Below are 26,548 nucleotides of genomic sequence, written 5' to 3' on the forward strand. Positions count from 1 at the left end.
ACTCCCCAATTTTTAAAAAATAAACGACCATTTTAACAGTTTAAGCCGTTCAATATTAATTATTCTTACTAAAATTAACCTATGTAAATTGGGCTTGCTATTATTCCTTCTTTAGCTAAGGGGTGAAGGTGTATGTTGAACAACACTGAAAGGTAAAAATTACTGACGCTCGTTAACCCCTCCCTACCTCGAAACGGCAAAAACGACTTCGTTTGTGAAGTCGTTTTACGTTTCCTGTAATCTCCCTTTAAACTTCTCTTTCGGTTCCCTGTTTTTCTGCTGCAACCTAAGAAAAATATTATTTGAAAGCAAGGATACGATAATGAAAATAGTACCGATGGCATCGTAAGCAGTGATACCGGCACCTTGAAATATTTGAATGACCAATGTTGTAACGGGTACAAAGTTAAGAAATAGCAATCCATTAAGCGGTGTGATGACACTTACGCCATAATTCCATCCTACCAAGGCAATTACACCCGGGAAGATCACCATGAAAGCAATATGAGGGCTCGTCATGATCATTGTTTCAACGGTCGGAAACGAGACATATCCAGAAAGCGTCGCGCCGCAAACGACAACAACTGCAGTAGCGGTTCCGAGCAAACAACTTAACGTGGAATAACGTAATGCAGACCAACCATCCTTGCTAAATCGGCTTCCGCCCATTGTGTAGACAACCCAGCCAACGACTGCGAGAAAAATAAATAAAGATGGAATCATGTCATTTTTCGCTGCAAAAAAGGAGCCGAGATCCCCTTTTGTAACGACTAACAACGCGCCAACGAACCCGATAAACACACAAAATAACGTAAAGGCATGCGGGCGTTGTCGTACTAGCATCCAGACAATGACGATTGAAATCATCGGCATCAAAGACTCCATAATGGAAGCGACCATGGTACCTGGATGACCCAATAAGTCTTGTCCCCAGAAAATCAGCAAATTATATACCGTAAAGGCCATAGTACCGTAAAACCAGAGCAACCAACCTTTCCCTTCCAACCGAAAAGCTTGTTTCCCTTCCTTCCCTAACAACCACACGATTAAAATGATCGTTACAAGGACATAACGGAAAATCGTAAAATAAAACGGGTCAATCTGGTGAAACGCATGATTCGCCACTGGAAACATAGCTCCCCAGGATATCGCCGAAATCAAACATAACATAGCGCCCAATACTACATTCTTCTGCATAAAGCTTTGTCTCCTTCAACTATCTTCTACATATTTATTGAATCACAAGTTTGATATCATTCAAAATGAACATTATTGATGCCTAACATCTCTTTTGGTGATACCATAGAAGGAGAGGAAATTGAAAGGGGTAATCGCGTGGAATTTAAAGACTTGGAAATCTTTCAAATGGTTGCCCAGAAAGGGACCATTACAGAAGCTGCGAAAGAACTAAGCTACGTCCAGTCCAATATTACATCCAGAATCAAGAAGCTGGAGAACGAGATGAATACGGCACTTTTTAACCGTCATAACCGTGGAATGACATTAACACCTGAAGGAAAAAAATTGCTCGTCTATTGCGAGAAAATCCTATCACTTACGAATGAAATGAAAAAAGTCGTCCAAAGTAAAACAGAACCAGCAGGCAAACTGGAAATCGGATCCGTGGAAACCGTCATTAAATTACCGGTTATCTTGTCTGCCTATAGTAAAAAATATAAAAACGTAGACTTATCTCTTCTGACAGGTGTGACTGAACAGCTCCAACAAGATGTACTAAATCACCATTTGGATGGTGCGTTCATAACAGAAATCGACCAACACCCTGAACTGGTTTCCCATGACGTTTTTCAAGAAGAGCTAGTCATACTATCAGACAAATCGAAAACGTCAGTGGAGCAATTAAAAAAAGAGCCGTTCCTATGCTTCAGCAAAGGATGCGGCTACCGGGCAAGATTGGAAACCTGGTATAAAGATCAAAACATAACCCCTCAAAAAGTGATGGAATTCGGAACCTTGGAAACAATACTAGGGAGCGTAGTCATGGGACTTGGCATTACGTTTGTTCCCAAATCAGCCGTCTCCCATTTAGCAGAAAAAGAACTGGTCCACTGTCATTACTTGCCCGAAAAATACAGCAAAATCAATACCGTCTTCATTCGACGAAAAGACGCATATTTAACTTCCACCCTCGAAAAGTTTATCGAAACGTTTGAACATAGTAATGACGAACCCGCTTATCCGATAGGATTCTAGGTTAGCAAGGAAGACATCTTTGACAGTTGGTTTTCCTCGGATTGCAAAAGATCTTACCATAGGCGGTTTGATACTTTTCAAGGTGTATTCTTTGTATGACTGTGGTAAAGTAAACATATACTAAAAAAGACCGAGTGCGCCAACACCCGGTCGATTGCAGCTGACATCCGCTTGAAGTGCGGTTGGCCAGAAGTAAGAATGTTTAACCAAAAAAGGTAACCATCTCATCTACTTGCCTGGTAGCGGAGGGAGGTTACTTTTTTCTGTTGGTGTAGAGAGCAATTATCGCAGCAATAGCTACTACCGCTGTTGCTAGGAACATTCCAAATTGGAATAGCATGTTCATTGCTTCAAAAGTCACCATTTGAACACCCCCTTTCCAAAAGGGAGTGCCAACCGCCCATCCGCTATATATGTCACTGCGTCTATTATTATACCAGACATAAAGCATCCATTTGATAGTGTTCCCCCCCTCTCCTCACAAGTGTTTTCGCTAGTTTTCAACTTCCGAACAATATTTCAATACTTTTGGTGGACTGAGAAACGGTAAACTCCCTACATCCCCAGATTTATAATATAGTTTTGGGCTATACTGTCTTTGACAGTTATCTATAAGAATTCACTAATCTGGAGGTCGTATGAAGAAATTTAAAAGATATATTAAAAGACTAATCATATTTTTATTGGTCCTGGCAGCCTTCATCTATTTAAATAACAGCAATCTGTTTACTCAAGCGAAAGATGAAGCTCCTTTGCTATTAGCGCATAGAGGGATGGGCCAAACCTTCCCTATGGAGGAGATTGCCAGTGATACATGCACAGCAGAGAGGATCTATGAACCAGAACATTCTTACTTAGAGAATACGATTCCTTCAATGAAGGCTGCCTTTGAAGCTGGAGCCGACGTCGTTGAATTTGACGTTCACCCTACAAAAGACGGTCAGTTTGCTGTTTTCCACGATTGGACACTTGAGTGCAGAACGAATGGTGAAGGAGTGACTCGGGAGCACACCATGGCAGAACTGAAACAACTGGATCTTGGATATGGTTATACAGCAGATAAAGGAGAAACATACCCGTTTCGAGGTAAAGGGGTGGGGCTGATGCCTTCCCTTGAAGAAGTTTTGTCTTATTTCCCGGAAGAATCATTTTTAATTCATATTAAAAGTGATGATCCTGAGGAAGGAATTCAACTGGCACAATTTCTGTCCAAACTGCCAAACGAACAGTTAAAACAACTGACTGTCTACGGCGGAGACCAACCGATTCACTCAGTAAAAGAAATGCTCCCCGAACTTCGTGTGATGTCTATAGCTACTATGAAAAGTTGCATGATCCCTTATATTTCCATGGGCTGGACAGGTTATGTCCCCTCGGCTTGCCATAATACGCAAATTCATATCCCGGAAAATTATGCCCCCTGGATGTGGGGTTGGCCGGATAAATTTATAACTAGATTGGAAAATGTAGGGACCCGTGTAATTATGGTGGCGGGAAATGGAGGATGGTCGGAAGGTTTTGATACAACTGAGGATTTGAAGCGACTGCCTTCTCATTATACCGGCGGTGTTTGGACTAATAGAATAGACGTTATTGCTCGTGATTTACAAGAATAAAAGTAACCGCGCCGCACTACTGGCTAACTAGGCGGCACGGTTACTCTCCGTATTAGCCATTTCTAAAATAATTCAAACGGTCTGTCAACTGCATGACTGAGTGTGAACGCACTCAGTCTTTTTTTTATATAGGTTCGCAAGCCATTGAAATTTAAAATAAAAAAACCGTTCCATGATCGGAACGGCGTGAATCCAATTATATTAAATTCCTGTTTTTACACCAAACCCTATTAAAACTAAGCCTGTTGACTTTTGGAATACCTTCTGGAATATCGGATTGTTCAACCATTTTTTTGCGTAATCTATTAGGGTAACAAGAAATAGAAACCACAATACAGCGAGGAAGGTTAGGATGAAGGCTAATACGACCAACTGCTGTTTGACATTTCCGTCCAAATTGATAAACTGCGGCATGATTGTGATATAAACTAAAACAGTCTTTGGATTCAGGATATTATTAAGCAGCGCTTGCATAAAAGAACTTTTATTATGCCGATTTGAATATTTTGTAGGCGTATTGGCTTGAGATTGAATGTCTTTTAAAGAAAATACGCTTTTTGTAAAAAAACTTTTAATCCCTAAATAAATTAAGTAAGCGGCTCCCAAATATTTGATGATACTGAAAAGAACGACGGACTTTGCAATGACAACTGACAAGCCAAGTATCGCAATCAATGTCCAAAAAGAAAGCCCCATTGCCATTCCAAGGACTGTATAACGCCCAGCTTTTGGACCATAGCTAAGTGTGTTTTTTACAAGTAACATCGTATCTGCTCCGGGTATGATCACAATCATCGCAGCTATTGAGATATAGGTTAGTAAATTGTCCATAAAGAGTTCTCACTTCCTTTTTAGTGACTACATAAGTAACTACTCAAATATAGCAGAGGTCTTTGGAAAAAATCAATACGTTTTGTTAAAATATTAGTTACAAAGGTAGCGACTAATTTTACGTAGGAGGATTTATGAAGGAAACTATTTTGGATACATTAAAAAATCTGAATTTTACCGAATATGAAGCGAAAGCCTATCTTACCCTATTGGAAGAATCACCATTAACCGGTTATGCAGTAGCCAAAAATTCCGGAGTTCCGCGTTCCAGAATATATGAAGTGCTGGACAGTCTTGTCATGCGCGGAGATATTCTGGTGAGTCTCGGAAATACGCCACAGTATACGCCCGTCCCTGCCAAAGAGTTGATTAAAAATCGCCGAATAAGAGCGGAAGAGAATTTTGAACTGGCGGAAAAATCATTAGCGGAATTCGAAAGTTCCACAAATGACCGTGAAAATATCTGGAATATCATGGGACGTAATGAAATACTCGATAAAGTAAAAACATGTATAGCAGCTGCTAAAAAAAGAATTCTCTTAGAAATTTGGAAAGAGGAATACGAGGAACTGGAGCCTGAACTTAGGCAGGCCGCAAATCGAGGGGTCCATGTAATCATTATTGCGTACGGAGAAATCGTCTCCGATTTTGCTACTGTTTACTTGCATTATATGGGTCATGAAATTACAGAAGAATATGGCGGCCAATGGCTTGTTTTTAGTGGGGATGATTCAGAAGTAGTTGCGGGGATTGTCTCACTGGGGAAAGATAGCCGCGCAGCATGGACCATGCATGTCGGTTTGGTCATGCCCATTACAGAAGTCATGATTCATGATTTGTATCTCATGGAAATCATGGAGAAACATCGAGAGCTCTTGGAAGAAAGTTTTGGGAAGAACCTCATCCATTTACGTCGTAAATTTTCGATCCATCCTGATTTTAAAAAGCATTATGTGAAATAGATTTTGACGAAAGGACTAGGACAGTTCTGAACTGTCCCAGTACCTTTTGATTACTTTATCGGTCCTTTATTAATAGCAGTAAGCTTAGAATTAACGTCAAATATCTTTGCGTTGATGTCCGTAACTCCAAAGCCCGCTAATCTTTTAGCGTGCATTTCTAGATATTTTCCAGCTGTTTCTTTTGTTTCGAAACTGTAAATCCCGCCAGCTTCTTTTGTTTCGGGGTTCTCTGTCCAAATCTTCCATATGAACCCCTCTTCTTCGTTGATGCTTTTTGCTAAATCAGTAAACGCCTCCGCCATTTCATCTCCGAATGGTCCATCCATTTTAAAATCCACTTGTAATACGTATGCCATATTCATTCTCCTTTGTTTAATTAGTAGTTGTAAAATAGAATTCCCCTAGAATTTCCTTTGCCTGATAACGGTCTGGTGAAAGCTCTTTTTCAATAAAAGCATGAACTTCTAATTGTTCAACGTCGTACATGACTTCAATTTCTTTGGAAAATAGCAGTTTTTCTTTTTCAAGCAAACTGGAAAGAGACGGCTGTTGTTTTGGTTGAAGTTCTTCCAAATGTAAAACTTGTTTTAATCCATCAACATAGTATTCAAATGGGCGTCCCCCAACAATCTTCACACCTTTATTCTCCTCATTCATCATAATAATCGTAGGAAAACCTCTAGCCCCTAAGCTTCTTGTTAGCTCAAAATCTTTATTCAATAATTGTTGTCCGATTGGCTGTTCTGCTTCATGTACAGTGGCTTCTCCGTCAAGACCCAGTTTGTTTACGATTTCAATTAGAACGGATTGGTCTGAAATATTTTGATTAAATGCGAAAAGTGCTTCCCTTGCGCGGCGTAAATAGACAAATGCTGTGGCATCGTCATGATTTTTTTGAATTACTTTACATACACGAGAGGCCGGGTAAGAGGATTGAACTGGATTATCAATCATTAAAGTGCCATCAATCGGCATTCTTGAATATTCACCCACTTCTCTCCAATGTCCTGCAACATCAGCTGGTTTATAAATGCCGTTTGCAGGATCAATTGGTCCGTCATGCCACTTTTCCAGTAAGCCACCCATAACCGTATGAAAGTTAAAATAATGACCATATTGCTCTAAAAAACGGCGGAGTGTCGGTTCAATGGCCCAGCAGTGGGAACAAATAGGATCCGTTACATAATAAAGATTCACCTTTTTTTCTGGTTGATTAAAATCAATGATCTCCATATCTTCTTCTCCAGCTACTCCGCATACACCCGTTTCTAAATCACAAATCATATTAAGATTATTCTTCAATTTGTTTCCCCTCATTTCTATACAGTAAGCGAGGAAAAAGAAGCAATCTTCCTTTCTCTCGCTTTGGCACATTTATTGAAACTATTATCTAATGGTTTTCAATGCAGTAGACCAAACGACGACTTCATTTAGCATCGTTTGAACGGTTTCTTCATGAAAAGGTGCCGGTTTAAAGGTGCGCATTTCTTCAAAATCAGTAAAAAGACTGAGTGCTGGCTGAGTGCCTACTGTTGCCACTTTTGGTACAGTTAGAATCAGTCGCAAATTGTTAGCTGCTGTAACGCCAAGAGTTGAACCATAACTTACAATTCCGGCGGCTTTATTATTCCACTCAACATATAGATAGTCGATCGCATCTTTTAACCCGGACGTAATGGCTTTGTTATATTCCGGAGTGACAAAAACAAAGCCATCCAGTTCATTAATTTTTTGTGACCATTCCTTTGCTTCTGGTGCTTGATAATCCTGTGACATAATTGCAGGGATCGGTTCATTGAATTTTGGCAGATTGTATTCTTTAATATCCACCACCTCAAATTCGGCATTCGTTCTCTGATCCGCAATGGATTTCACCCATTCTGCAACTTGAACGTTTACTCGAGAATCACGAGTACTCCCTGTAATAATACCAATTTTAATCATTTGTATTCCTCCTGGTGTGATTTTTATTATGCGTGTACTGAAACAACGCCTTTAATTTGCTATACAATTGAATTGTAGATCATAATGGATAGCATCAAAACCAATGCTTTATTAGATTTGTCGTTTATCCAACACATTGAGAAAATTGTCTAAAAAGTAGGAAGGAGATTTACATGACTCAACCAAAGACGGATCCCCGAATTCAACGTACCCGTAAGTTAATCATGGATTCTTTTATCGAACTTTCCGGGAAAAAAGAATTTAAGGAGATTACTGTTAAGGATATTACAGCTGAGGCTATGATCAATCGTGCCACTTTCTATTATCATTTTGAGGATATATACGATTTACTGGAAAAAGTGTTATCAGAAGTGCTGTTAGTAAATTTAGATTGTGATGACTACCGAAATAACGAGCTAGATGAAGAAACATTAGTCAACATTTTCACGGCGATCACAAATTTTCAAATGTCATTATCCAATCGTTGTCATAGAGGATACGAGGATACCATTGCTCGTATTATTCGAGAACAGCTCGAAATCATTTTTTACAAAATGTTGTTATTCCAAAATAAAACTGAAGAAGATGAAGCTCTAAAAATTACTGCTGTCCTATTAAGCTGGGGGATTTACGGGACTTCTGTAGAATGGAGAAGAAACGGTAAGGAGATGCTGCCAGAAGACTTTATCAAATTGGCAATCCCTTCTATACTTTCCGGCATCGGTTTTGGGTCTACTGGCGAACAAATCTAATTGCTGGTATTTAATTATGAAAAAAGGCCACTTGCCAATATCCAGAAACTGAATGTTTTCAATAAGCCCCGTTAAGATTTAACAGTGACATAAATAAAGGGAAGAAAAACACCTTGGGTCAAGGCATTTTTCTTCCCTTTATTTAATATAACTACCTGTTCCAATAAAATTTCCGGTCTTATATTCACCGGATACTAATTGGCCTATAATTGTTACAGGGTCGTACTTATCCTGCACTACTTTTAAATTGGACATCTTATGTTTCAGGTCCCCACATAGCATCGATTGCCAACAACCCGGCTGCTGTTTATTGATAAAGGATCACATTAGACATCCAAAGTATGTAGAAAGAAGAAATGATGGCAGCTTATTTAAAGGAATTCTAAGGGCTTAGCCACCGATCGGATTAGGATAGAAACGAAACATCAAACGCTGCAAGCAGCATAATACAAAGAATTGTATTTTTAAATACTTTGAAATTCATTATGAGGTTCATTCATTTACTAACTCTTCTTGCTCTTCCTCCACAGAAACTTTCCCATTTATTTCGTTAGAAGATTCTTTTGCTTTTCTAATTTGGTTGTTGATCTCGCTGTCGATGCTTCGCATACGCCCAGCAAGTTCGTTAATTTTCTTTGCCTTACTCTCTATTGATGTTCCACGTTCTAGGTCATATTCCATTTCATTTTTGAGTCGACGATGCGCATTTTCGATTGGCACCTTCACCTGTTTTAACGCACTAACTTGTTCAAGGGATTGGGCTGATTGAAGAAGAGATGTCAATTGCACATCTTCAGATTTTTCCTGTGTTTTAGTAGCAGCTTGTTGCTTTTCTTCTTGTTCACGCTGTTCTCTTTCTCGTTTCTGAGCTTCTATTGCTGCCATTTGTTCTTCGATTTCAGTAATTTGCTCATCGAATGCTCCCAGTTGCTCTTTAATCGTCGAAAGTTCTTCCCCAGCCTCTAATGTACGTTCAATTAAATTACTTTTTGCTTCTTGAACTTTTTGGAGTTTTTCCATTAAGCTTTCAATCATGTTGGCAGATCTTTCTTGCCAATTCCCTAGCCGCGCTCGTGCTTCATCGCTAATCATAATCGAATCTCTTTTGATAGGTTTTTCTGCATTCTCATCATTCACTTTTTGAATGATCTGGGGTGAATAAGTTTTGGTGAACGGACTTGCTTTCATTCCGTTATACACTTGCATATCCCAACGCCGTCCTTTCCAGCTTCTTACTTCTTCATATCGGCACATATTGGGTTTTCTTTAACGACAGTCTCCCACTTCAACACGAAGCTTAGGGGGGAGATGAAACGAATGATTGTTTCGTCGCTACGCTCCTGCGAAGCAGCCGCTACTATTGGCAAGTAAATTGGAAACTCGCCCTCACAATAATGTACGGGCGAGTTTCCTGTTCTTTCGTAAATCAAAACCTTTTATGTAGTTCCCCGATTTCCATAAACTTCCGAGTCAGGAAGGACCTTCTGCCATTTAGCCGCTAATTACTAAAAATCATATGGTTGCCCAAGGAATTGCAGCAAGGGCTTTAAGACACATCGCGAATACTACTGCATGTTATTGTTGTTTTGCCGTAACACTAGATAGGAATTCTCTAACATGTTCTAAATATTTTTCATTCTCTTCAATATGCGGTGAGTGACCGCTGTTCTCAAACTTAATATACGTATTGTCAGGAATATTCTTTGCCAGCAAGTCAGAGGATTCAACCGGAGTAATCCAGTCATGGATCCCTACCGTGATGAGCACGGGAACTTTGATGGATTTAATATCCTCACTAATATCATATGTTTTTTTGTTTTCACTAAAGGCGTAATTATGGGTGGCATAATGATAATAAATCGAGTCAATTTTTTCTCTTGTTTTTTCTTCATCATATTCTACTGTATAAAGTGGCTGTATCTTGAAAAATGTATCCTTTAGTTCTTCATTTGTACGCACTTTCCCTTGGAACAGACGAACTAAATTATCCTCATTCAAGCCCTTTAAATTGGCTTCCAAAGCTCTATTGATCGAATCTTCACTTGAATTGTTGTTAGCTGCTGTATCTCTCAACATGACGCTAAGAACTTGGTCAGGATAACGGATCGCATATTCCAATGCCAAGAAACCGCCATAACTACCACCCAATATATGTATTTTATCAACGCCTACTTGTTTCCTAAGTTCATCAATATCTGCTGTCCACTGCTCATGTGTATAAGGAGGAACATCTGCCGAACGCCCACTTCCTCTCATGTCTAAAAAGACGAGTCTAAAGTTTTTAGATAATGAGGAAAATGCTTTAATATCGCTTCGGCAATCTCCTAAACCAGGCGCCCCATGGATAAAGAAAATAGTTTCCGTGTTTTCTTCACCAAAAATTTCATAGTAGATTGAACATCCATTCACTTCTGTTATCATAAAATCTCTCCTCCTATTACTTCGTATTTCTCTTTCCGGGCCTCAATGCGATTACTCAAAAACCTTCTTAATAATTCCAAATAAATTACCGACTGTTCACGAACTAAGGAATGGCCATAATCTTTAAAAAGGACGTATGCTGAACTTGGCATTAATTCATGAATTTGCTCACTATATAGAGGAGGGGTAATCCAATCCTTCTCACCAGCAGTGATGAGAGCAGGCATGTTTAACCTTCCCAAAACGGGTTTCATATCGAAGTTTTTTAAATTCCGAAATGCTTCATTATGTGTTTGATAATGAAACATAATCTGGTTGAGCTTTTCCTCATCCCGTTCTTTATCGGCAGTGACCATATATAACGGTTGAATCCCCGCGTACAAATAACGGAAGTCCTCGTTGTTCATTACTTCCCCTTGAAATAGTCTTTCCAGTTCTTTGTCTGACAAGTGACACCGATCACTCTGTTTCGCATTTTCAATGGCTTTCAAATCGTTCGTTCCATCCGGGCAAGTTACGTTTAAGGCTATATGCGAGACATTTTCAGGATACTTCGCGGCATACTCCTGTACTAAAAATCCTCCATACGAAGAACCGTGGAGCGCAAATTTTGTGAAACCCAGTGTTTTTCGAAGCGTCTCAATATCCTCAACCCACTGGGCATGGGTAAAGGGCGGCGTATCCGAAGATTTGCCGCATCCACGTAAATCAATGAACGTCACATGATACTGATCGGCTAAAGGTGCAAAGGTGACTTGATCTGCACGAGAATCCCCTAATCCAGGACCCCCATGCAGGAAAATGATCTTTTCCTTATTGGATGTACCCATTTGGGTTACGTACAAAGATGCTCCATTTATATTTATATGCTCCGATTGAACTTGCATTTTAATTCCCTCCCGTATGCTTTGGATCCAAGGCATCTCGCAAGCCATCACCCAAGAAGTTATATGCTAGTACAACTAACGCAATGGCTATGCCAGGCAAAATTCCGAGCATCGGAGTTGTCCAAATATATTGTTGAGCATTTTGCAGCATATTGCCCCACGTAGCAGTAGGCGGCTGAATGCCTAACCCTAAATAGCTGATAGCACTTTCAGTTAGAATCGCCCATGCAATCCCAAGCGTACTTGACACTATAATAGACGGAATGATTTGAGGCATTATATGCTTTACCAAAGTTCGGATGGAGGAAGACCCGAGTGCTTCGGATGCTTCTACAAACTCGCTTTTTCTCCATTTCAATGTTTCCCCGTAGACAACCCGCGCAATTTCCATCCATGATGTAAAGGCAATCACCAAGACTACCATCATGGGACTCTTTCCAAATACAGTAAGTGCTACAAGAGCTAAAAAGAAGTTAGGAATTGAGAGCATTGCCTCCGTAAAGCGCATTAAAATTACATCTACCCATTTGCCATAGTACCCGGCAAGCATTCCAACGAGGCCGCCAATCAATATGGTAAAAGCCATCGCCCCGAAACCGACTAAAAGTGTAATTTGTCCCCCCTTCATCATGCGGGCCAATACATCTCTTCCCAGATCATCCGTGCCTAATGGGTGGGCGCTGCTTATTCCCTGTAACATATTGGCCGGACTTGTGGCATCCGGGTTTACGGTCCAAACAAATGGACCTACAAACACAAGAATATGGGTGACTATTAAAAATACTAAAGCCGCCATTGCTGCTTTATTCTTTTTTATTCGTCCCCATGCGTTAATCTTTTTCGGTTTCACCTGACTACTTGGAAGACCCACTGTATCATTGGTTGTCGTAATGGACATTTTGCATCCCTCCCTACGCTCTTTAATAGGCTTTCATTCTTGGGTCCAGCTTGGAATAGATTATGTCAACGACAAAATTCGAAATAATAACTAGGATTGTGACAAAAACAGTAACACCCATGACCAAGTTATAGTCCCGCCCTTGTGAAGCTTCAACAATTAAGCGCCCCATTCCGGGCCATCCAAATACCGTTTCTACAATGACAGCGCCGCCAAGGAGGCGAGGAATCAAAACCCCAATTATCGACACGACTGGAATTAGCGCATTTTTTAAAGCATGATAATAAATCACTTTTTTCTCCTTGGCTCCCTTAGCTCTTGCAGTTCGTACATAGTTTTGATTGATTACTTCTAACATAGAGGAGCGGGTGAAGCGCACAATTGTAGGCAGGGTGCTTGCAGATAATATAACAACTGGCATAAGCATACTTTTGAATTTATCGGCAAACGAGGCATCTCCTACTCCCGACGAAGGGAGCCATTGCAGTTCTACAGAAAAAAGCAAAATAAACATAATTGCCATCCAAAATGAAGGAATAGAAAGACCCGCTACACTTCCAAAATTGATAAGATGGTCTTGCCATTTGTTTCTTCGGATCGCTGACAAAACACCTAACAAAATCCCCAAAACGGTAGAAACAATAAGTGTTACTGCGGTCAACTGAAAAGTGTAGGGAAAACGCTCCTGTATTCGTTCTATGACGGGCTGACCACTGGAAAGTGATATACCCAGGTCTCCAGACAGGGCAGAGAATAACCAATCCTTATAACGAATAATTACCGGTTCGTTTAAGCCCAATTGCTCAGCGATAGCTGCACGCTCTTCTGCCGTAGCATCCATGCGCATCATAGAAGATGGTCCACCAGGAGCTAAATTCATAATAAAAAATGTAATGACTGTAACGATGAAGATGAGAATGATACTCTGAAAAAGTCGTTTTGCAATGAATTGTGTCATAACCTACACCTCCTTGTAAAAGAGGGATAAAGAGTGAGTCTTTATCCCCCAGCCGAATTAATTTTCTAAATACCATTCATGGATATAATGGAGAGTTGCGCCATAGTACATATCCGGTAATCCCTTTAATTTGCTGTTACGCAATTGTAGTTCTTTCGGGTACCATAAATAAATATACGGCAGCGTTTCAGACATATATTCTTGAACTTCTCGATAAATCGCAGCTCGCTCTTCTTGATCACTGGTTGCTTGCCCTTTTGATAGCAATTCATCTAATTTAGGATCTTTGTAACCTGGGATATTATTTCCTGTTCCGGCGTTTTCCGAACTGTATTGAGCATATACATCCGGATCTGTAGGGTAGGACCACCAGTTCAGCAGCATTTCGTAATCCCGCTCAATGATGTCTTTTTGAATCATCGCATTCCATTCCAAGACATTGAGTTTAACATCGATTCCTGCTTCAATGAGATATTGCTGGACCAATTGAGCAATCCGTTCCAAATCACCTTGTATGGCAATATCAAATGTAATGGTAAATGGTTTTCCATCCTTTTCTACAATTCCATCGCCATTCGTATCTTCCCATCCCGCTTCTGCAAGCAATTGTTTAGCCTTCTCTACATCATAGGGATATTGCTCTACTTCATCCGTATAATACACTTCTTGGTCAGGAGTGATCGGACCATGAGCGATTGTGCCGTACCCTTGCATAACAGAATCAATAATAGCCTGACGATCAATTGCATGTGTTATCGCTTGGCTGACTCTAACATCTTTAAATCTCTCATCTTCGTGATTCAGCGCTATCCAGAAGTATCTTGTTATGTCTGCGGAAGTCACTTCCAAATCCTTTGAACTTTCAATCCGTTTAAGAGCCGACATATCTTCCAATACAAAGTAATCCAGTTCCTTACTGAATGCTTGCGCAATTTGTGTGTTGGCGTCAGGTACAATTTTATATGTAACCTTGTCCAGATTAGGTACGCCTTCATAAAAATCTTCGTTTTTTACGAGTATCACACTTTGTCCGGGTAAAAAGCTTTCGATTTTATACGGACCCGTTCCCATTGGATTTTTCTTATTAAAATCGGTGTTATTCCAAGGATCTCCTTCACCCAGCTTATGCTTAGGCATGATTTCCGAGTTAAATGCCAGATAAGCCGGCAGTGCAGCCCATGGACGTTCTAAATGAAACTCGACTGTATGTTCGTCGACCATCGTGACCTCTTTTAAGGATTTATAGTTGGAAGCCCCATTCGCCCCCATCGAACCATCTAGAACAAGGTTGTTAAACGTAAACACGACATCTTCGGCTGTAAACGGCTCGCCGTCATGCCATTTGACATTTTCACGCAGATGGAATGTCCATGTTAAACCGTCTTCTGACGCTTCCCATTTCTCTGCAAGAGCAGGTGCTGGCGTTAAATCCTTACCTGGCTTAGTCAATCCTGTAAAAATAATACGGTTGACAATATTGGATTCGGCATATGCATTCGGATGCCAAGTGTTGAACGTCGGATCAGCCGCAATCGGCATTGAAATTTCTCCGCCCGCCACAGGTTCACTTGTGTTTGCCTCCTGATTGGCTTCATCATTATTTTTGTTTTCATTCTGCGAATTATCTTTTGAACATGCAACTAAGAAGATGGCAAGTAAACTTAAACCTATCAGCCATTTTGAAATATTTCTCATCCAAATGCTCCTCCTTATTTCGCCCATGTTTCTTCTAAAACCCGAAGAACATTTCGTCCCATCACCTTGCGGATGTCTTCTTGGCTATATCCATGCTTTACTAACCAACGGATGACATTTTGATACGCTTCCGTAGGATTTTCAAGACCTTTCACATACTCTACCTCTTCAAACTGTGGACCTGCATGCGCTGATTTGATGGAAAGTGCTCCTGCAAAAGCATGATGCAATCCTACATGATCTCCATACAATGTATCCAAACCAAATGCTACGTGATCAATTCCGCAAAGATTAACAACATATTCGAAGTGTTCCATTACGGACTCAATGGAATGGTCTGGATGATTATGCGTCAAAGTTGTATGCGGTGCAGCCTCAATACCAATTACTCCGCCTTTTTCTGCACAAGCTTTTAGCACATCATCCGGCTTTAAACGTGAAATATCCCATAATGCGCGTGCACCAACATGTGTTATGAAAATAGGTTTGTTACTTGCGGCAATTACATCTCTTGCAGTCTGATCTCCACAATGGGACACATCAATTGTCATTCCTAATTTATTCATTCGCTCAACGACTTTATGGCCAAACACAGTCAGACCCGAATCATTCTTTTCCCGTAGTCCCGAGCCTAGTGCATTTGCTTCGGAATAGGCAATTCCCATCACTCGAACACCAAATCCATAAAGCACGTCAACGCGGTCAATTTCATTCTCTATTTGTGTTGCCGATTCCAGTGAAGTGACAAACGCGATTTTTCCTTCTTTTTTAGCCCGGTATAAATCATCGATTCTTTCAGCACGGATTACCATATCTTGATGGGCAAAATCACTATAGCGCGTTCCAAGATCATGAAGTACATCATTCCACTTCCATCCTGCATTGGAAGTTATGAACGCAGTGCCGTCCATATAATTTTCAAAGACGATATCCAGTCCTGAAACACTCAACCCTTCATAGCCTGTCCAGTCTCTTCCTTGACGACGAAATTCAAAGATCGAATCAATGTTAGCCGGAGTTATAAAAGTGTGTTCGTGCAGAGAAACAATGTATTCATCCTCAATGATCTTTTGTACCAGCTTCTCTTGTTCATCTGATACTTCATATACGTATGGCTCAACACGTGCAATTTCTTTTGCCAGCTCATATTCTTTGTAATCTACTCCTGCGTCCAAATATTGATAGGATTTATATCCATCGTATGTTGGTTTTGCCTTTACTCCGTATTTCTCTTTAGCATTTTGCATAATAAATTTCCTCCTAAATTATGTTATGTTGCTCGACTAGCGGGAAGTGACAAGCCACCTGCCTTCCTTCTGGTACCCCCGACAGCTCGGGCACTTTCGTTTTACAAATCTCCTGAGCGATTGGACATCTAGTATGAAACCTGCAGCCTGCAGGAGGATTTGCTGGAGATGGAATTTCGCCTGACAAAATAATTTTCTCTCTTCTCTTCTTAGGATTAGCGATTGGATTAGTTGATAAAAGCGCTGCCGTGTATGGGTGCAATGGCTGCCTAAACAACTCATCTGTTTCTGCTATCTCCACGATTTTACCAAGATACATAACGGCGATTCGGTCAGATATATGTCTGACTACATTTAACCCATGCGCAATGAATAAATAGGTTAGCTGCAGCTCTTTTTGCAATTCTTTAAGTAAATTAATTACCTGTGCTTGGACCGAGACATCTAAGGCGGAAACCGCTTCATCAGCTAATATGAATTTGGGTTCCAGTGCGATGGCCCGCGCAATCCCGACTCGTTGCCTCTGCCCTCCCGATAACTCATGAGGATAATTAAAGCGTTTCTCCGGATCCAAACCTACTTTATTTAAGAGCTCAATCACTCTGTCTTCTTTTTCTTTCTTCGTCAAAGAAGTATGAATATCGAAAGGTTCGGAAATTAATTCCTGGACTTTCATCCTTGGGTTTAATGAACCAAATGGGTCTTGGAAAATAATTTGCATATCCTTACGTAAGTTTCGAAACTCATGTTTCGACATTGCCGTAATCTCTTTGCCTTCAAAGAAGACCTCTCCTGCCGTTGCCTCATGAAGTCGGATTAATAATCTGCCTAAGGTTGACTTGCCAGATCCCGATTCACCTACAATACCAAGGGTCTCCCCTTTCCTAATAGCAAAAGAAACGTCATCAACCGCTTTGATGTACTGTTGTTCCTTTGAAAAAATCCCTTTTTTCAATTTAAAATACTTTTTAACGTTATTTACAACGAAAAGGTTATCGTTGGTTACTGGTCCATTCAAATTTTGCAAAGACTTTTTGTCATTGCTTTCGACCACACTTTTCACCTACTCACATCCTTTCTGATTTTCCAGTAGACGTTCATAGTTCCAACAAGCTACCCGATGCTGTCCAACTGGCATCAAAGGAGGTTCTTCCTCAAAGCACTTCTCAGTTGCATACTCACAACGCGGGTGAAAACGACAACCGGTTGGCATATTAGCCAATGCAGGAATAGAGCCCTTAATAGAAAGAAGTGGTTGGTTGCGATCGCTTTCGGTACTAGGAATGGATCGTAACAACCCTTCCGTATATGGATGCAAAGGTTGTTCAAAAATGGAAAACACCTCTGCATCCTCTACAACTTTTCCTGCATACATAACAACAATCCGATCGGCAATTTCTGCAGCAACCCCCATGTCGTGAGTAATGAATATGATGGACATTTTTAATTTGTCCTTCAGGTCATTCAGTAGTTTTAAAATTTGAGCTTCAATCGTGACGTCTAGAGCAGTAGTTGGCTCATCTGCAATCAGCAACTTGGGATCACAGGACAAGGCCATTGCGATCATGACCCGCTGCCTCATCCCTCCCGATAACTCGTGAGGATATTGGGAAAATCTACGGGCAGCATCTGAAATTCCAACCAATTCCAGTAGTTCGACCGCACGCAGTTTTGCACTTTTTTTATCTATTTTTTTATGCAACAGGATAGACTCAACTAGTTGATTGCCAATAGGAACTACGGGGTTCAAAGCTGTCATTGGCTCTTGAAAGATCATAGCGATATCCTTCCCTCGCATTAATCTCATTTCTTCTTTTGTATTATTTAAGATAGACCTTCCCTCAAAAAGAATATCCCCTTCGCTAATTTTGCCATTGTCAAATTCTATTAACCGCATAATAGATAGGCTCGTTACACTTTTACCACTGCCTGATTCACCTACTAAACACACGGTCTCACCTTTATTAACTTGAAATGATACCCGATCCACCGGAGTGATCTCTTTATCATCCCTATTAAAACTAATCGTTAAATCATTTACCGTTAGAAGACTCATCCTTCTTTCCTCCTTCTCTTAAAAAATGACCGGCGTAACGACAGCGAGAAGTTCAGTCACCTCATTTAACGGATTTTCTCCGTAATGCTCCAAATGAGCTGGGAAGTGGATACATTGACCTTGCTTTACATAGTGCTCTTTCTCATCAATCGTAAAAATAACAGCCCCTTTTAAAACATAATAAAATTCTTCTCCTGCATACTGAAAAGTTTGTGTTTTCTTTTGATATGGGGCCAGCCTAAGTAAAAATGGGGCAAGGGAACGCTGAGGAAATTTGCCATTTAAACGTATATATTCTGTTTCTAAATTATTTGTTTTGACTCGTTCTTGAGTTTCAGGATCTAAGACAAACTGTTCGTCATCCATCTCATCAAAGAAATAAGAGATATGGACTTGGAGTGCGTCTGCAATTTTCTTTAATGATCCAATGGCTAATGAGGAATTCCCTCGCTCAACTTGCGAAAGGAAGCTCGCTGTTAAATTTGTCTCTTCCCCTAGCTCTTTTAATGTTTTTCCGGCTTTAACACGCAGTTCCCTAATTCGTTTATATACATTTTCCATATTGCACCGCCAAAATTTTTTAAATTGTACCTTTACAACATTTTTTTTAGTATTAGTTCATTTATACACCAAAAAAACTCATTACGCAATATGTTTAAAATTTTTTAAATACTGTTTTATTGTCTATTTTTTAAAAGCCATTAAGAGTGAGGAACAGAAATTGCCCCAAAAACAAATTTTAGTCGGCTTTGCACAGGAGGTGTCGATTGATAAGGATAGTTAGCTACTAGGATATTTTTCAGCGACAAAAAGGCTTTCAAAAATTAAAAAAAGAGACTGTACAGAAATCAGTTTGACCTGATCCCCTAGACAGCCCCTTAGTAGAGTCACTATTAAATTAAATGCTGGAATGAACCTCTTTTTTATATTTTCTTTCAATCTTATTTTTATTTTCCACACGAATTCCGCATTGTCTTTCCCTCATTTGTCTTTCAGTGTTGTGAATTATATATTAGAAGTAGTAGTAAAACAATCAGGGCCATGGCATTGCCACAGCCCCTCTCTAACTTGTGTTATCTGTTTATACTACTTTTCTCAACCCTGCTGATACTATGCTATTGATGGCATTCATATTAAGCCAAGACGCTCGCTTTTAATATATTTGTGTCTACTACTTTCGCGATATATGTTTCACCATCGTGTTCGATGATGATTTTCACTTTACCAAGTGCATCCTTCCCTCTTGAAACGCTACTAATATTAAATAGTACCAGGTTCCCGACAATTAAAATAAAATTATAAATTAGGTAGTACTTTCCTTGCGCTAAGAAATATCCATGTGCTTAAGACAAAGGGCATGGTTAATGGAGGTAGACCAAAAGGCAGAAGCCACGAATGAATACTCGCTGCGATTGGAACGGTCAAACACGCAGCAATGATTCCCGTAACATAAGAAAGGCGCTGTTTGCTCGTATTAAATACGACTGCTACTGCGATGGCAGTTAAAATACCATTGTAGCCGTACAATCCTACAAATATTAATGAGCGTTCTGCTCCTAGTATTAAAGCTGTTAATAAAGCTCCTGCATTCCCTAAAAAAGCATAAAGACCAATTCGCCAACCAGCCCAAAAAACAGCAACAAAAAGCAGGACTCCGGATAATGTATAATCGAGAAAAAATACTTGTCCAATCCCGGTAAAGATACCTTCTTTCAAATTAAACGGCCCCGTAATATCTAATTTCCATTGCCATAAACTTTGAGGAACGAGTGCGTTACTCGTATGTACTGCACTTAAACGATAAGAAACGAGCAAGGTAAACAAAGTTAATACAACAAAAGGGAATGTTAGAACCGGTATGCCCGTATTTTTCATCACATGCATAAATGCGGCAGTTACGATGGCAGCAAGAAAGGCGCCGATCAGACTAAGGATCCAATGGTATGGACCAGTTAAAAACAAGTAAAGAGCCATACCTGTAAGCACAGAGTTAAAACCAAATAGCCCTTGATTAACACTCTCTTCATCAGCACCGCCCAATTTGCCTAATAATGTGCCAATCATTGCCGATAGCATAGCAATGACTCCTAAAGAAAAGGAAGATATCATAATGGCAAGCAGAATGATAGCTCCCGTAACGGCATTTTCTATCAAAATGACTTGTGAGATCCCTTTCAGGGACACTGTCATAATATGAAACCGATTGACGAATGATTTGTTTTTCAACGTATGCTCCCCCGATCGTCATGCCGTTTCAAAGATACTGGAAGATATATGGTTAAAATATAACTACTATGTATACTTACCTAAGTTGGTTAAAAATCAAATACTAAGTGTTGTATTAATGCGATAGACGACCTTTTGCATGACTGAAATATGGGAATAGTATGTTAAATAATTATAATATAGAGTGGCTTATGATACAATTATTCTGAGTAGATATATTGAAAAAGAGGGCCGTGGCATCGCCACGGCCCCCTCTTACTCGTCTTATCCGTTTATAACCATCCCTTCTACCAATACTTTTCTCAAGCTTGCTGATACTATGCTATTGATGGCATTTATATAGGCCAAGGCGCTGGCTTTTAATATATTCGTGTCTGCTGCTTTTGCGATATATGTTTCACCGTCGTGTTCGATGATGATTTTCACTTTACCAAGTGCATCCTTCCCTCTTGAAACGCTGTTAATATCGTATTCCACCAATTTGACTTTAATCGTTGTGACCTCTGCGATTGCTGAATATAAGGCATCAATCGGTCCTGTACCGACAGCGCTTGAATGGAATACTTCGCCTCCCCTACGGATTTTGACACTTGCACTAGGGAAGCTTGAGTTGCTGATGACTTGTAGATCTTCAATTTCAAAGAAATGGTCGCTGAAATTTGTCACATTCGTTTTATCATGCTTTTCATAATAATTTTCAATAATTACATATAAATCATGGTCATATACTTCTTTTTTCGCATCTGCCAAAGCCAGGAACCCTTCAAAAATTCCTTCAAAGTCATCTGGGGCCAGCTGGGAGAACCCTAGTTTTTCAAGTGCATTCTTAACAGCATGACGGCCAGAACGTGCCGTCAGGACGAGTTCCATATCATCAAGTCCTACATCTTCAGGATGCACAATTTCATAAGCATCCCTTGATTTCAACAAACCATCTTGGTGAATACCTGACGAATGGGCAAACGCATTATCTCCCGTAATGGCTTTGTTCACCTGCACGTCAAGTCCCATAAAGCTGGATACTAGGCGGGACGTGTTCATGATCTCCTTTGTGTTAATACGTGTAGTTGCATTATAAACGGCACTCCGGGTGTGTAACGCCATGACCACTTCTTCCAATGCTGCGTTGCCCGCACGCTCACCGATGCCGTTGATCGTACATTCCACTTTATCGGCGCCATTTTTGATAGCTGCCAATGTGTTGGCAGTTGCCATACCTAAATCATTATGGCAATGAACACTCAATAACACGTCTGGATTTACGTTTTTCATCCGATCATTTAATTTATAGATCATCGCACCGAATTCTTCAGGTTCCGCATAGCCTACCGTGTCCGGTACGTTAATCATGGTGGCGCCTGCCTTCATGACCGCCTCAATCGTTTTCCACAAGTATTCGAACTCCGAGCGAGAAGCATCTTCCGTGGAATACTGTACTTCAGGGAGTAAGGTTTTCGCATATTTCACTGCATCTACGCCAATTTGCAGAATTTGGTCTTTGGATTTACTGAACTTTTTCTCCACGTGAATGTCAGAAGTGCCGAGCACCATGTGGATCATTGGATTTTCCGCATCTTTCACTGCGTGATAGACGGAATCAATATCTGCCTGCACTGCACGCGCGAGGGCAGTAATCATGATGTCGCTCGTGTTCCCTACTTTTTGGGCAACCGCCTGGACCGCGTCGAAATCACCTTGGGAAGAAGCCGGGAATCCCGCTTCAATAATATCGACGCCTAATTTTTTCAGTTGCTGTGCAATTTCTACTTTTTCATAAAGATTTAATTTCGCACCTGGTACCTGCTCGCCATCTCGTAACGTTGTATCAAACACCCAAATTTTTCTGCCCATTTCTCTGCACCCCTTCTAAATTTATGATAAAAAACAAAAAACCCCGCCTCTATATCGAAATATAGAGACGAGGTTCAACTCGCGGTACCACTCTAATTGACCTGTCCCTGGAGACAGATCCACTTATCGGCAGCCATCACTGCCTATCCCGATAACGGAGGAAACCGACATCCCTTACTGTACAAATTTCAGGGAGTGACTCCTGGATGAGTTCAAAATGCGCGCCTGCCGATTTTCACCAACCACCGACTCTCTACAAGGACACAGCTATTTTTACTAATTCCATTCTTAGTCTGCGATTTATATTGATTGCAATGATACATTGACTTTTTCGAATTGTCAATTGTTATTATAGAAATTATTCACTTTTTTAATTTCAAGATTCGTTGGCTTCTCAAGGGAAATCATTCAAACCAATTGGAATACATATTCTTTTTTGGTGCATTTATTTTTCAAGGAGCTGTCTAAAAAGCTGCAAAAATGAATCAGGCGGAGAAAATTGAGCCATTTTTCTTCCCCTTCCTTTTGCTGTTTCCTGTCCTTTTCTCAACATTTCCAGTTTCTTGGCGTTCCTGATGTCACTTTTATACTTTCACGCCTGTTCCTTGACATATCTGTCACAAGGGTTCAGATAATCGAAATGAGGCTCTATTTTTTCTCCACTGCTTACAGATAGTTATCTACGCATCCGTTTCCTGCATCAGCAAAGAATCACAGACAGCTTTTCTAGACGAGGGATGGAGCAGCGCGTATTTGGTAGATGTCGAGCAGAAATATGGCTCACTTAAAAACTGTAGATTCTTGTTTTATTAAAAAGTCAAAATCCGCGCCTAAATCGGCTTGTGTTACATGGTCGTGATATAATCTCTCATAACCTCTAGAAGGTTTTTCTTTTACTATGACCTTTTTCATTCTTTTCCTCATCTCTTCCTCACTAACATGTAGATTTAAACAGCATGTAACGGCATCAAGTTCGACAATATCTCCGTCTTCAACGATGGCTAATGGTCCACCTGCGGCAGACTCTGGTGAAACATGGAGCACTACAGCCCCGTCTGCAGTTCCACTCATCCTCCCATCCGAGATACGTAACATATTCCGAACACCTTTTTCCCACAACTTTTTTGGTATAGGAATTTTTGCATCTTCTGGCATTCCCGGCCCGCCGATTGGTCCCATTCCACGTAAAATAAGGACACTATCCGATTCCACCTCAAGGTGTGGACTATCAATTCGCTCTTTCATATCTTCTATTCCATCAAACACGACTGCAGGTCCCCTATGTTTCCAATATTCCTCAGGTACTGCCGACCTTTTGAACAATGCTCCATTAGGTGCTAATGACCCTTGTAGAATGGCTAGGCCTCCATTTGATTTAACCGGATTATCAAAGTCTTTTAATACTCCAGATGTACCCCCGGAAATGGTATTTATGATGTCTTCCCACGTCTGCCCTGTTACACTTTGGGTATCTAAGTGAAGTAAACGAGAAAGGTTCTTAAAGAGTGCTGGAATCCCGCCTACATCCTGTAAGTCTTCTAATTTGTATGGGCCCGAAGGAATGACAGATACCAATTGCGGGGTCGTCTCACTCCACTCTCTTAAGTTATCGAGGCCTAACCTCAATCCAATTCTTCCTGCGATGGCCTCCAAATGAATCACTGCATTTGTCGAACCCCCCAACGCACATACGATACGGAAAGCATTTTCCAATGCTTGTATGTTTACAATTTGGTCAGGTGTTCTATTGTTTTTGACTAGTTGCACAGCTACCTTGCCTGTATTTTCTGCCGCATGTTGCCGGCTTGAACAAGTGGATGGCAAGAAAGCCGTGCCGGGAATGGATAATCCTAACGCTTCTACAATAGCTGACATGGTCGAGGCTGTCCCCATCACATTGCAGGTGCCGAGGCCCGGGATAAGTTGATCCGTAAAGGCTTCCCATGATATTTCGTCGATCTCTCCCTTCTCCCTTTCCTCTTTCTTCTCCCATAGATTATGGATAGTGGTCACTTCTCCTTTATAGGTCGAAGTCGGACGAGGGCCTGCTGACATAGATATCATAGGTTTCCCAGCACTTAAAGCTCCCATAATTTGTGCTGGAACCGTTTTATCGCAACCGTTCAACAAGACGACTCCATCTATAGGGCTGCGTTTAATCATCTCCTCTACATCCATCGCCATTAAATTACGTAAATACAAAGAGGACGAGGTGTTTGTTTGTTCGTTTATGGAGATGGTCGGGAATTCAACGGGTATTCCACCGGCTGCTATGATCCCTTTTTTTACATTTTCCGCAATGAATTTCAAATTTAAATTACAAGGATTCAACTCGCTCCAACTATTGCAAATGCCAATAACCGGTTTACTTTTAAGGTCTTCTCTGCTATATCCTGCCCCTTGCATGAACGCCCTAGTAATAGAGCTCTCTATTGTATCGGCTCTCAAGTTCTTTCCGCTGATTGCTCTTTGATCCAATTAAAAGACTTCCTTTCATGATCGATTACTTCTCTTTATTTCTTAGCCTACCGAGGATATGAGTCTATCTTTTGTATTCTCACAGATTAAACCAGGCCTGCCATATAAGCTACAGACAACAAACAGATGGCGACAACTGATGCTACAAAAGCAGGGAAGGTAATGTATTTTAAACCTTGCTTCGTTGAAAGATTGAATAATAGGACATTCACCCAGAAACCACTATTATTTAAATGAGTGATAGCCAGCGAGCCCGCTCCTATGGACAAAGCGGTTAACTCGGGAGATAGTCCCAATACAGGCATCATAGGCATGATAATGCCAGCTGTTGTTAAGGCTGCTGTAGTCGCAGAACCTATCGTTGCCACAAGTACAGCTGAAAGTGCATATGGTATTAAAATATAAGGTACCGGACCCGAAGCGATAATCTCGGCTAACACGCCAACATTTTCGTTTTCCCGTATCAAATTAGCAATGGAGCCACTCAAACCTGTGACCAGTAACGGCAATAATGCTACCGCAGCACCGCGTGCTACCCATGAATTTGTAATCAACTGTATGAATGGAGTGTTTAGGTTAACTTCCTTGTCCTCTTTCATAGCAGAATCATACACCTTTTGTTTAAACATAAAGGCCAATAGGAAGACCATAACGACCCCGCTAAATAGAGCAACTACCCTGTCGCCCAGTACATTCATAACTTGGTTAATCGCCCCTCCGTCAGCAGTATATAAGTTAACTATTGAAGACGAGGCAATAAATATAATAGGTAGCAATATCGGAAGAAAAGCTAACGTATATGGTATTTCCTTCAGTTCCTTCCCATCAGATACTTCACCCGAAAACTTTGATAAAGGCTTGATAAATTCCTTGGCCGCCCATGATTTCAGAAGTAACCATGTGATGAAAAAGGAGATTAAGCTAATGATGATTCCGTACACAATAACCAAACCTATATCAGCTTCTAAATCCATAGCCGTTGCCAAAATACCTGGGGTTGGCGGGACAAGCGCATGCGTTAATAACAAGCCTAATCCGGTGAAGGTTACCATGGTAGACATCGATATTTTTTTAATATGTGCAATTCGTGAGGCAATCGGAGCAACTAGTAAGATGGTGATATCACCAAATACCGGGATCGATATGATAAATGCTGTAAGGGCGGATGCAAGTTCCATTCGCTTTCCCTTAAATAACTTGTCGAAAAAACCAACGATTGAATCGGCCGCTTTTAAATCAATCAGACCTATTGCTAATATGGCGCCCAAGATTATCGGGATACCCACGTTTCCAATGGTGGATCCAAATCCTGCATTCATTAAAGACATTGTTTTTAAGACAGGATAGCCAAAGCTAATCCCTAAAAAAGCGGATGTGACGATAAGTGCAAGAATAGGGTGCACCTTCAATGCAACTATCAAAAATATCAATATTGTAAAACTGATTATTAAAGCTATCAAAAATTGAGTCAGCATTTATTTATTACCCCCCTATGTGTTATTTGTGATAACG

Annotated in this window: 25 protein-coding genes and 1 other annotated feature; of the genes, 4 read left to right on the forward strand and 21 right to left on the reverse strand. The window is 40.6% G+C overall.

What is annotated here, in order from left to right; translation table 11 throughout:
• Positions 1-225: 225 nt before the first annotated feature.
• A complete protein-coding gene (locus tag MKY41_RS13315; RefSeq protein WP_340745475.1) occupies positions 226-1,197 on the reverse strand; it encodes a DMT family transporter in 972 nt (323 codons plus the stop codon).
• Between the two features lie 138 nt (positions 1,198-1,335).
• On the opposite strand from MKY41_RS13315, the gene MKY41_RS13320 reads away from it, so the two are divergent.
• The gene (locus MKY41_RS13320; RefSeq protein WP_340745476.1) at positions 1,336-2,214 is read left to right on the forward strand and encodes a LysR family transcriptional regulator; all 879 of its coding nucleotides are present in this window, start codon (positions 1,336-1,338) and stop codon (positions 2,212-2,214) included.
• A 253-nt stretch (positions 2,215-2,467) separates the two neighbouring features.
• Here MKY41_RS13320 and MKY41_RS13325 read toward each other — a convergent pair whose 3' ends face one another.
• Complete coding sequence (locus tag MKY41_RS13325; protein WP_340745477.1) at positions 2,468-2,578, reverse strand: putative holin-like toxin; 111 nt, start codon at positions 2,576-2,578, stop codon at positions 2,468-2,470.
• Positions 2,579-2,852: 274 nt separating this feature from the next.
• Here MKY41_RS13325 and MKY41_RS13330 point away from each other — a divergent pair, with 274 nt between their 5' ends.
• Positions 2,853-3,830 (forward strand): glycerophosphodiester phosphodiesterase family protein, encoded by a 978-nt coding sequence (locus tag MKY41_RS13330; protein WP_340745478.1) that lies wholly within the window; start codon positions 2,853-2,855, stop codon positions 3,828-3,830.
• Between the two features lie 201 nt (positions 3,831-4,031).
• On the opposite strand, the gene MKY41_RS13335 is transcribed toward MKY41_RS13330, so the two are convergent.
• The gene (locus tag MKY41_RS13335) at positions 4,032-4,661 is read right to left on the reverse strand and encodes a homoserine/threonine efflux transporter (RefSeq protein WP_340745479.1); all 630 of its coding nucleotides are present in this window, start codon (positions 4,659-4,661) and stop codon (positions 4,032-4,034) included.
• Positions 4,662-4,795: 134 nt separating this feature from the next.
• Here MKY41_RS13335 and MKY41_RS13340 point away from each other — a divergent pair, with 134 nt between their 5' ends.
• Positions 4,796-5,623, forward strand: coding sequence for a TrmB family transcriptional regulator (locus MKY41_RS13340; protein ID WP_340745480.1), 828 nt, complete (start codon positions 4,796-4,798; stop codon positions 5,621-5,623).
• A 50-nt stretch (positions 5,624-5,673) separates the two neighbouring features.
• On the opposite strand, the gene MKY41_RS13345 is transcribed toward MKY41_RS13340, so the two are convergent.
• The 3 genes from MKY41_RS13345 to MKY41_RS13355 form a co-directional block, all read right to left on the reverse strand.
• On the reverse strand, positions 5,674-5,979 hold the full coding sequence (locus MKY41_RS13345; protein WP_340745481.1) for a monooxygenase: 306 nt from the start codon (positions 5,977-5,979) through the stop codon (positions 5,674-5,676).
• A 16-nt stretch (positions 5,980-5,995) separates the two neighbouring features.
• The gene (locus tag MKY41_RS13350; RefSeq protein ID WP_445683335.1) at positions 5,996-6,940 is read right to left on the reverse strand and encodes a DsbA family oxidoreductase; all 945 of its coding nucleotides are present in this window, start codon (positions 6,938-6,940) and stop codon (positions 5,996-5,998) included.
• 69 nt (positions 6,941-7,009) lie between these two features.
• A complete protein-coding gene (locus tag MKY41_RS13355) occupies positions 7,010-7,567 on the reverse strand; it encodes an NADPH-dependent FMN reductase (RefSeq protein ID WP_340745483.1) in 558 nt (185 codons plus the stop codon).
• A gap of 173 nt (positions 7,568-7,740) precedes the next feature.
• Between MKY41_RS13355 and MKY41_RS13360 the strand changes: the two genes are divergently transcribed.
• Positions 7,741-8,319 carry a TetR/AcrR family transcriptional regulator gene (locus MKY41_RS13360; protein WP_340745484.1) on the forward strand — a complete coding sequence of 193 codons (579 nt, stop codon included), beginning with the start codon at positions 7,741-7,743 and terminating at the stop codon, positions 8,317-8,319.
• A gap of 492 nt (positions 8,320-8,811) precedes the next feature.
• Here the strand turns inward: MKY41_RS13360 and MKY41_RS13365 are convergent, their stop codons facing one another.
• The 15 genes from MKY41_RS13365 to MKY41_RS13435 all read right to left on the reverse strand — a co-directional run bounded on the left by MKY41_RS13365 (position 8,812) and on the right by MKY41_RS13435 (position 26,511).
• Positions 8,812-9,525: a hypothetical protein gene (locus MKY41_RS13365; RefSeq protein WP_340745485.1), complete on the reverse strand. Its 714-nt coding sequence runs from the start codon at positions 9,523-9,525 to the stop codon at positions 8,812-8,814.
• A gap of 369 nt (positions 9,526-9,894) precedes the next feature.
• Positions 9,895-10,740 carry an alpha/beta fold hydrolase gene (locus tag MKY41_RS13370; protein WP_340745486.1) on the reverse strand — a complete coding sequence of 282 codons (846 nt, stop codon included), beginning with the start codon at positions 10,738-10,740 and terminating at the stop codon, positions 9,895-9,897.
• On the reverse strand, positions 10,737-11,627 hold the full coding sequence (locus MKY41_RS13375; RefSeq protein ID WP_340745487.1) for an alpha/beta fold hydrolase: 891 nt from the start codon (positions 11,625-11,627) through the stop codon (positions 10,737-10,739). Before MKY41_RS13375 ends, MKY41_RS13370 begins: the two co-directional genes overlap by 4 nt.
• 1 nt (position 11,628) lies before the next feature.
• Complete coding sequence (locus MKY41_RS13380; protein ID WP_340745488.1) at positions 11,629-12,525, reverse strand: ABC transporter permease; 897 nt, start codon at positions 12,523-12,525, stop codon at positions 11,629-11,631.
• A gap of 22 nt (positions 12,526-12,547) precedes the next feature.
• Positions 12,548-13,483 (reverse strand): ABC transporter permease, encoded by a 936-nt coding sequence (locus MKY41_RS13385; RefSeq protein WP_340745489.1) that lies wholly within the window; start codon positions 13,481-13,483, stop codon positions 12,548-12,550.
• Between the two features lie 57 nt (positions 13,484-13,540).
• Positions 13,541-15,178 carry an ABC transporter substrate-binding protein gene (locus MKY41_RS13390; RefSeq protein WP_340745490.1) on the reverse strand — a complete coding sequence of 546 codons (1,638 nt, stop codon included), beginning with the start codon at positions 15,176-15,178 and terminating at the stop codon, positions 13,541-13,543.
• A 14-nt stretch (positions 15,179-15,192) separates the two neighbouring features.
• On the reverse strand, positions 15,193-16,425 hold the full coding sequence (locus MKY41_RS13395) for a dipeptidase (RefSeq protein WP_340745491.1): 1,233 nt from the start codon (positions 16,423-16,425) through the stop codon (positions 15,193-15,195).
• A 13-nt stretch (positions 16,426-16,438) separates the two neighbouring features.
• Positions 16,439-17,479 carry an ABC transporter ATP-binding protein gene (locus MKY41_RS13400; protein ID WP_445683336.1) on the reverse strand — a complete coding sequence of 347 codons (1,041 nt, stop codon included), beginning with the start codon at positions 17,477-17,479 and terminating at the stop codon, positions 16,439-16,441.
• Between the two features lie 9 nt (positions 17,480-17,488).
• On the reverse strand, positions 17,489-18,481 hold the full coding sequence (locus tag MKY41_RS13405) for an ABC transporter ATP-binding protein (RefSeq protein WP_340745492.1): 993 nt from the start codon (positions 18,479-18,481) through the stop codon (positions 17,489-17,491).
• Between the two features lie 18 nt (positions 18,482-18,499).
• Positions 18,500-19,042: a helix-turn-helix domain-containing protein gene (locus MKY41_RS13410; protein WP_340745493.1), complete on the reverse strand. Its 543-nt coding sequence runs from the start codon at positions 19,040-19,042 to the stop codon at positions 18,500-18,502.
• A gap of 572 nt (positions 19,043-19,614) precedes the next feature.
• A complete protein-coding gene (locus tag MKY41_RS13415) occupies positions 19,615-19,701 on the reverse strand; it encodes a hypothetical protein (protein ID WP_340745708.1) in 87 nt (28 codons plus the stop codon).
• A gap of 76 nt (positions 19,702-19,777) precedes the next feature.
• Positions 19,778-20,707, reverse strand: coding sequence for an urea transporter (locus MKY41_RS13420; RefSeq protein ID WP_340745494.1), 930 nt, complete (start codon positions 20,705-20,707; stop codon positions 19,778-19,780).
• Positions 20,708-20,971: 264 nt separating this feature from the next.
• Entirely contained in the window at positions 20,972-22,558 is a 1,587-nt protein-coding gene (locus MKY41_RS13425; protein WP_340745495.1) for a 2-isopropylmalate synthase, read from the reverse strand.
• A gap of 60 nt (positions 22,559-22,618) precedes the next feature.
• Positions 22,619-22,857: a binding site (T-box leader), on the reverse strand.
• Between the two features lie 481 nt (positions 22,858-23,338).
• Complete coding sequence (locus tag MKY41_RS13430; RefSeq protein WP_340745496.1) at positions 23,339-25,036, reverse strand: dihydroxy-acid dehydratase; 1,698 nt, start codon at positions 25,034-25,036, stop codon at positions 23,339-23,341.
• A gap of 86 nt (positions 25,037-25,122) precedes the next feature.
• Positions 25,123-26,511 (reverse strand): GntP family permease, encoded by a 1,389-nt coding sequence (locus MKY41_RS13435; protein ID WP_340745497.1) that lies wholly within the window; start codon positions 26,509-26,511, stop codon positions 25,123-25,125.
• Positions 26,512-26,548: the final 37 nt, after the last annotated feature.

The organism is Sporosarcina sp. FSL W7-1349 (genome assembly GCF_038003045.1).
Lineage (GTDB): Bacteria > Bacillota > Bacilli > Bacillales_A > Planococcaceae > Sporosarcina.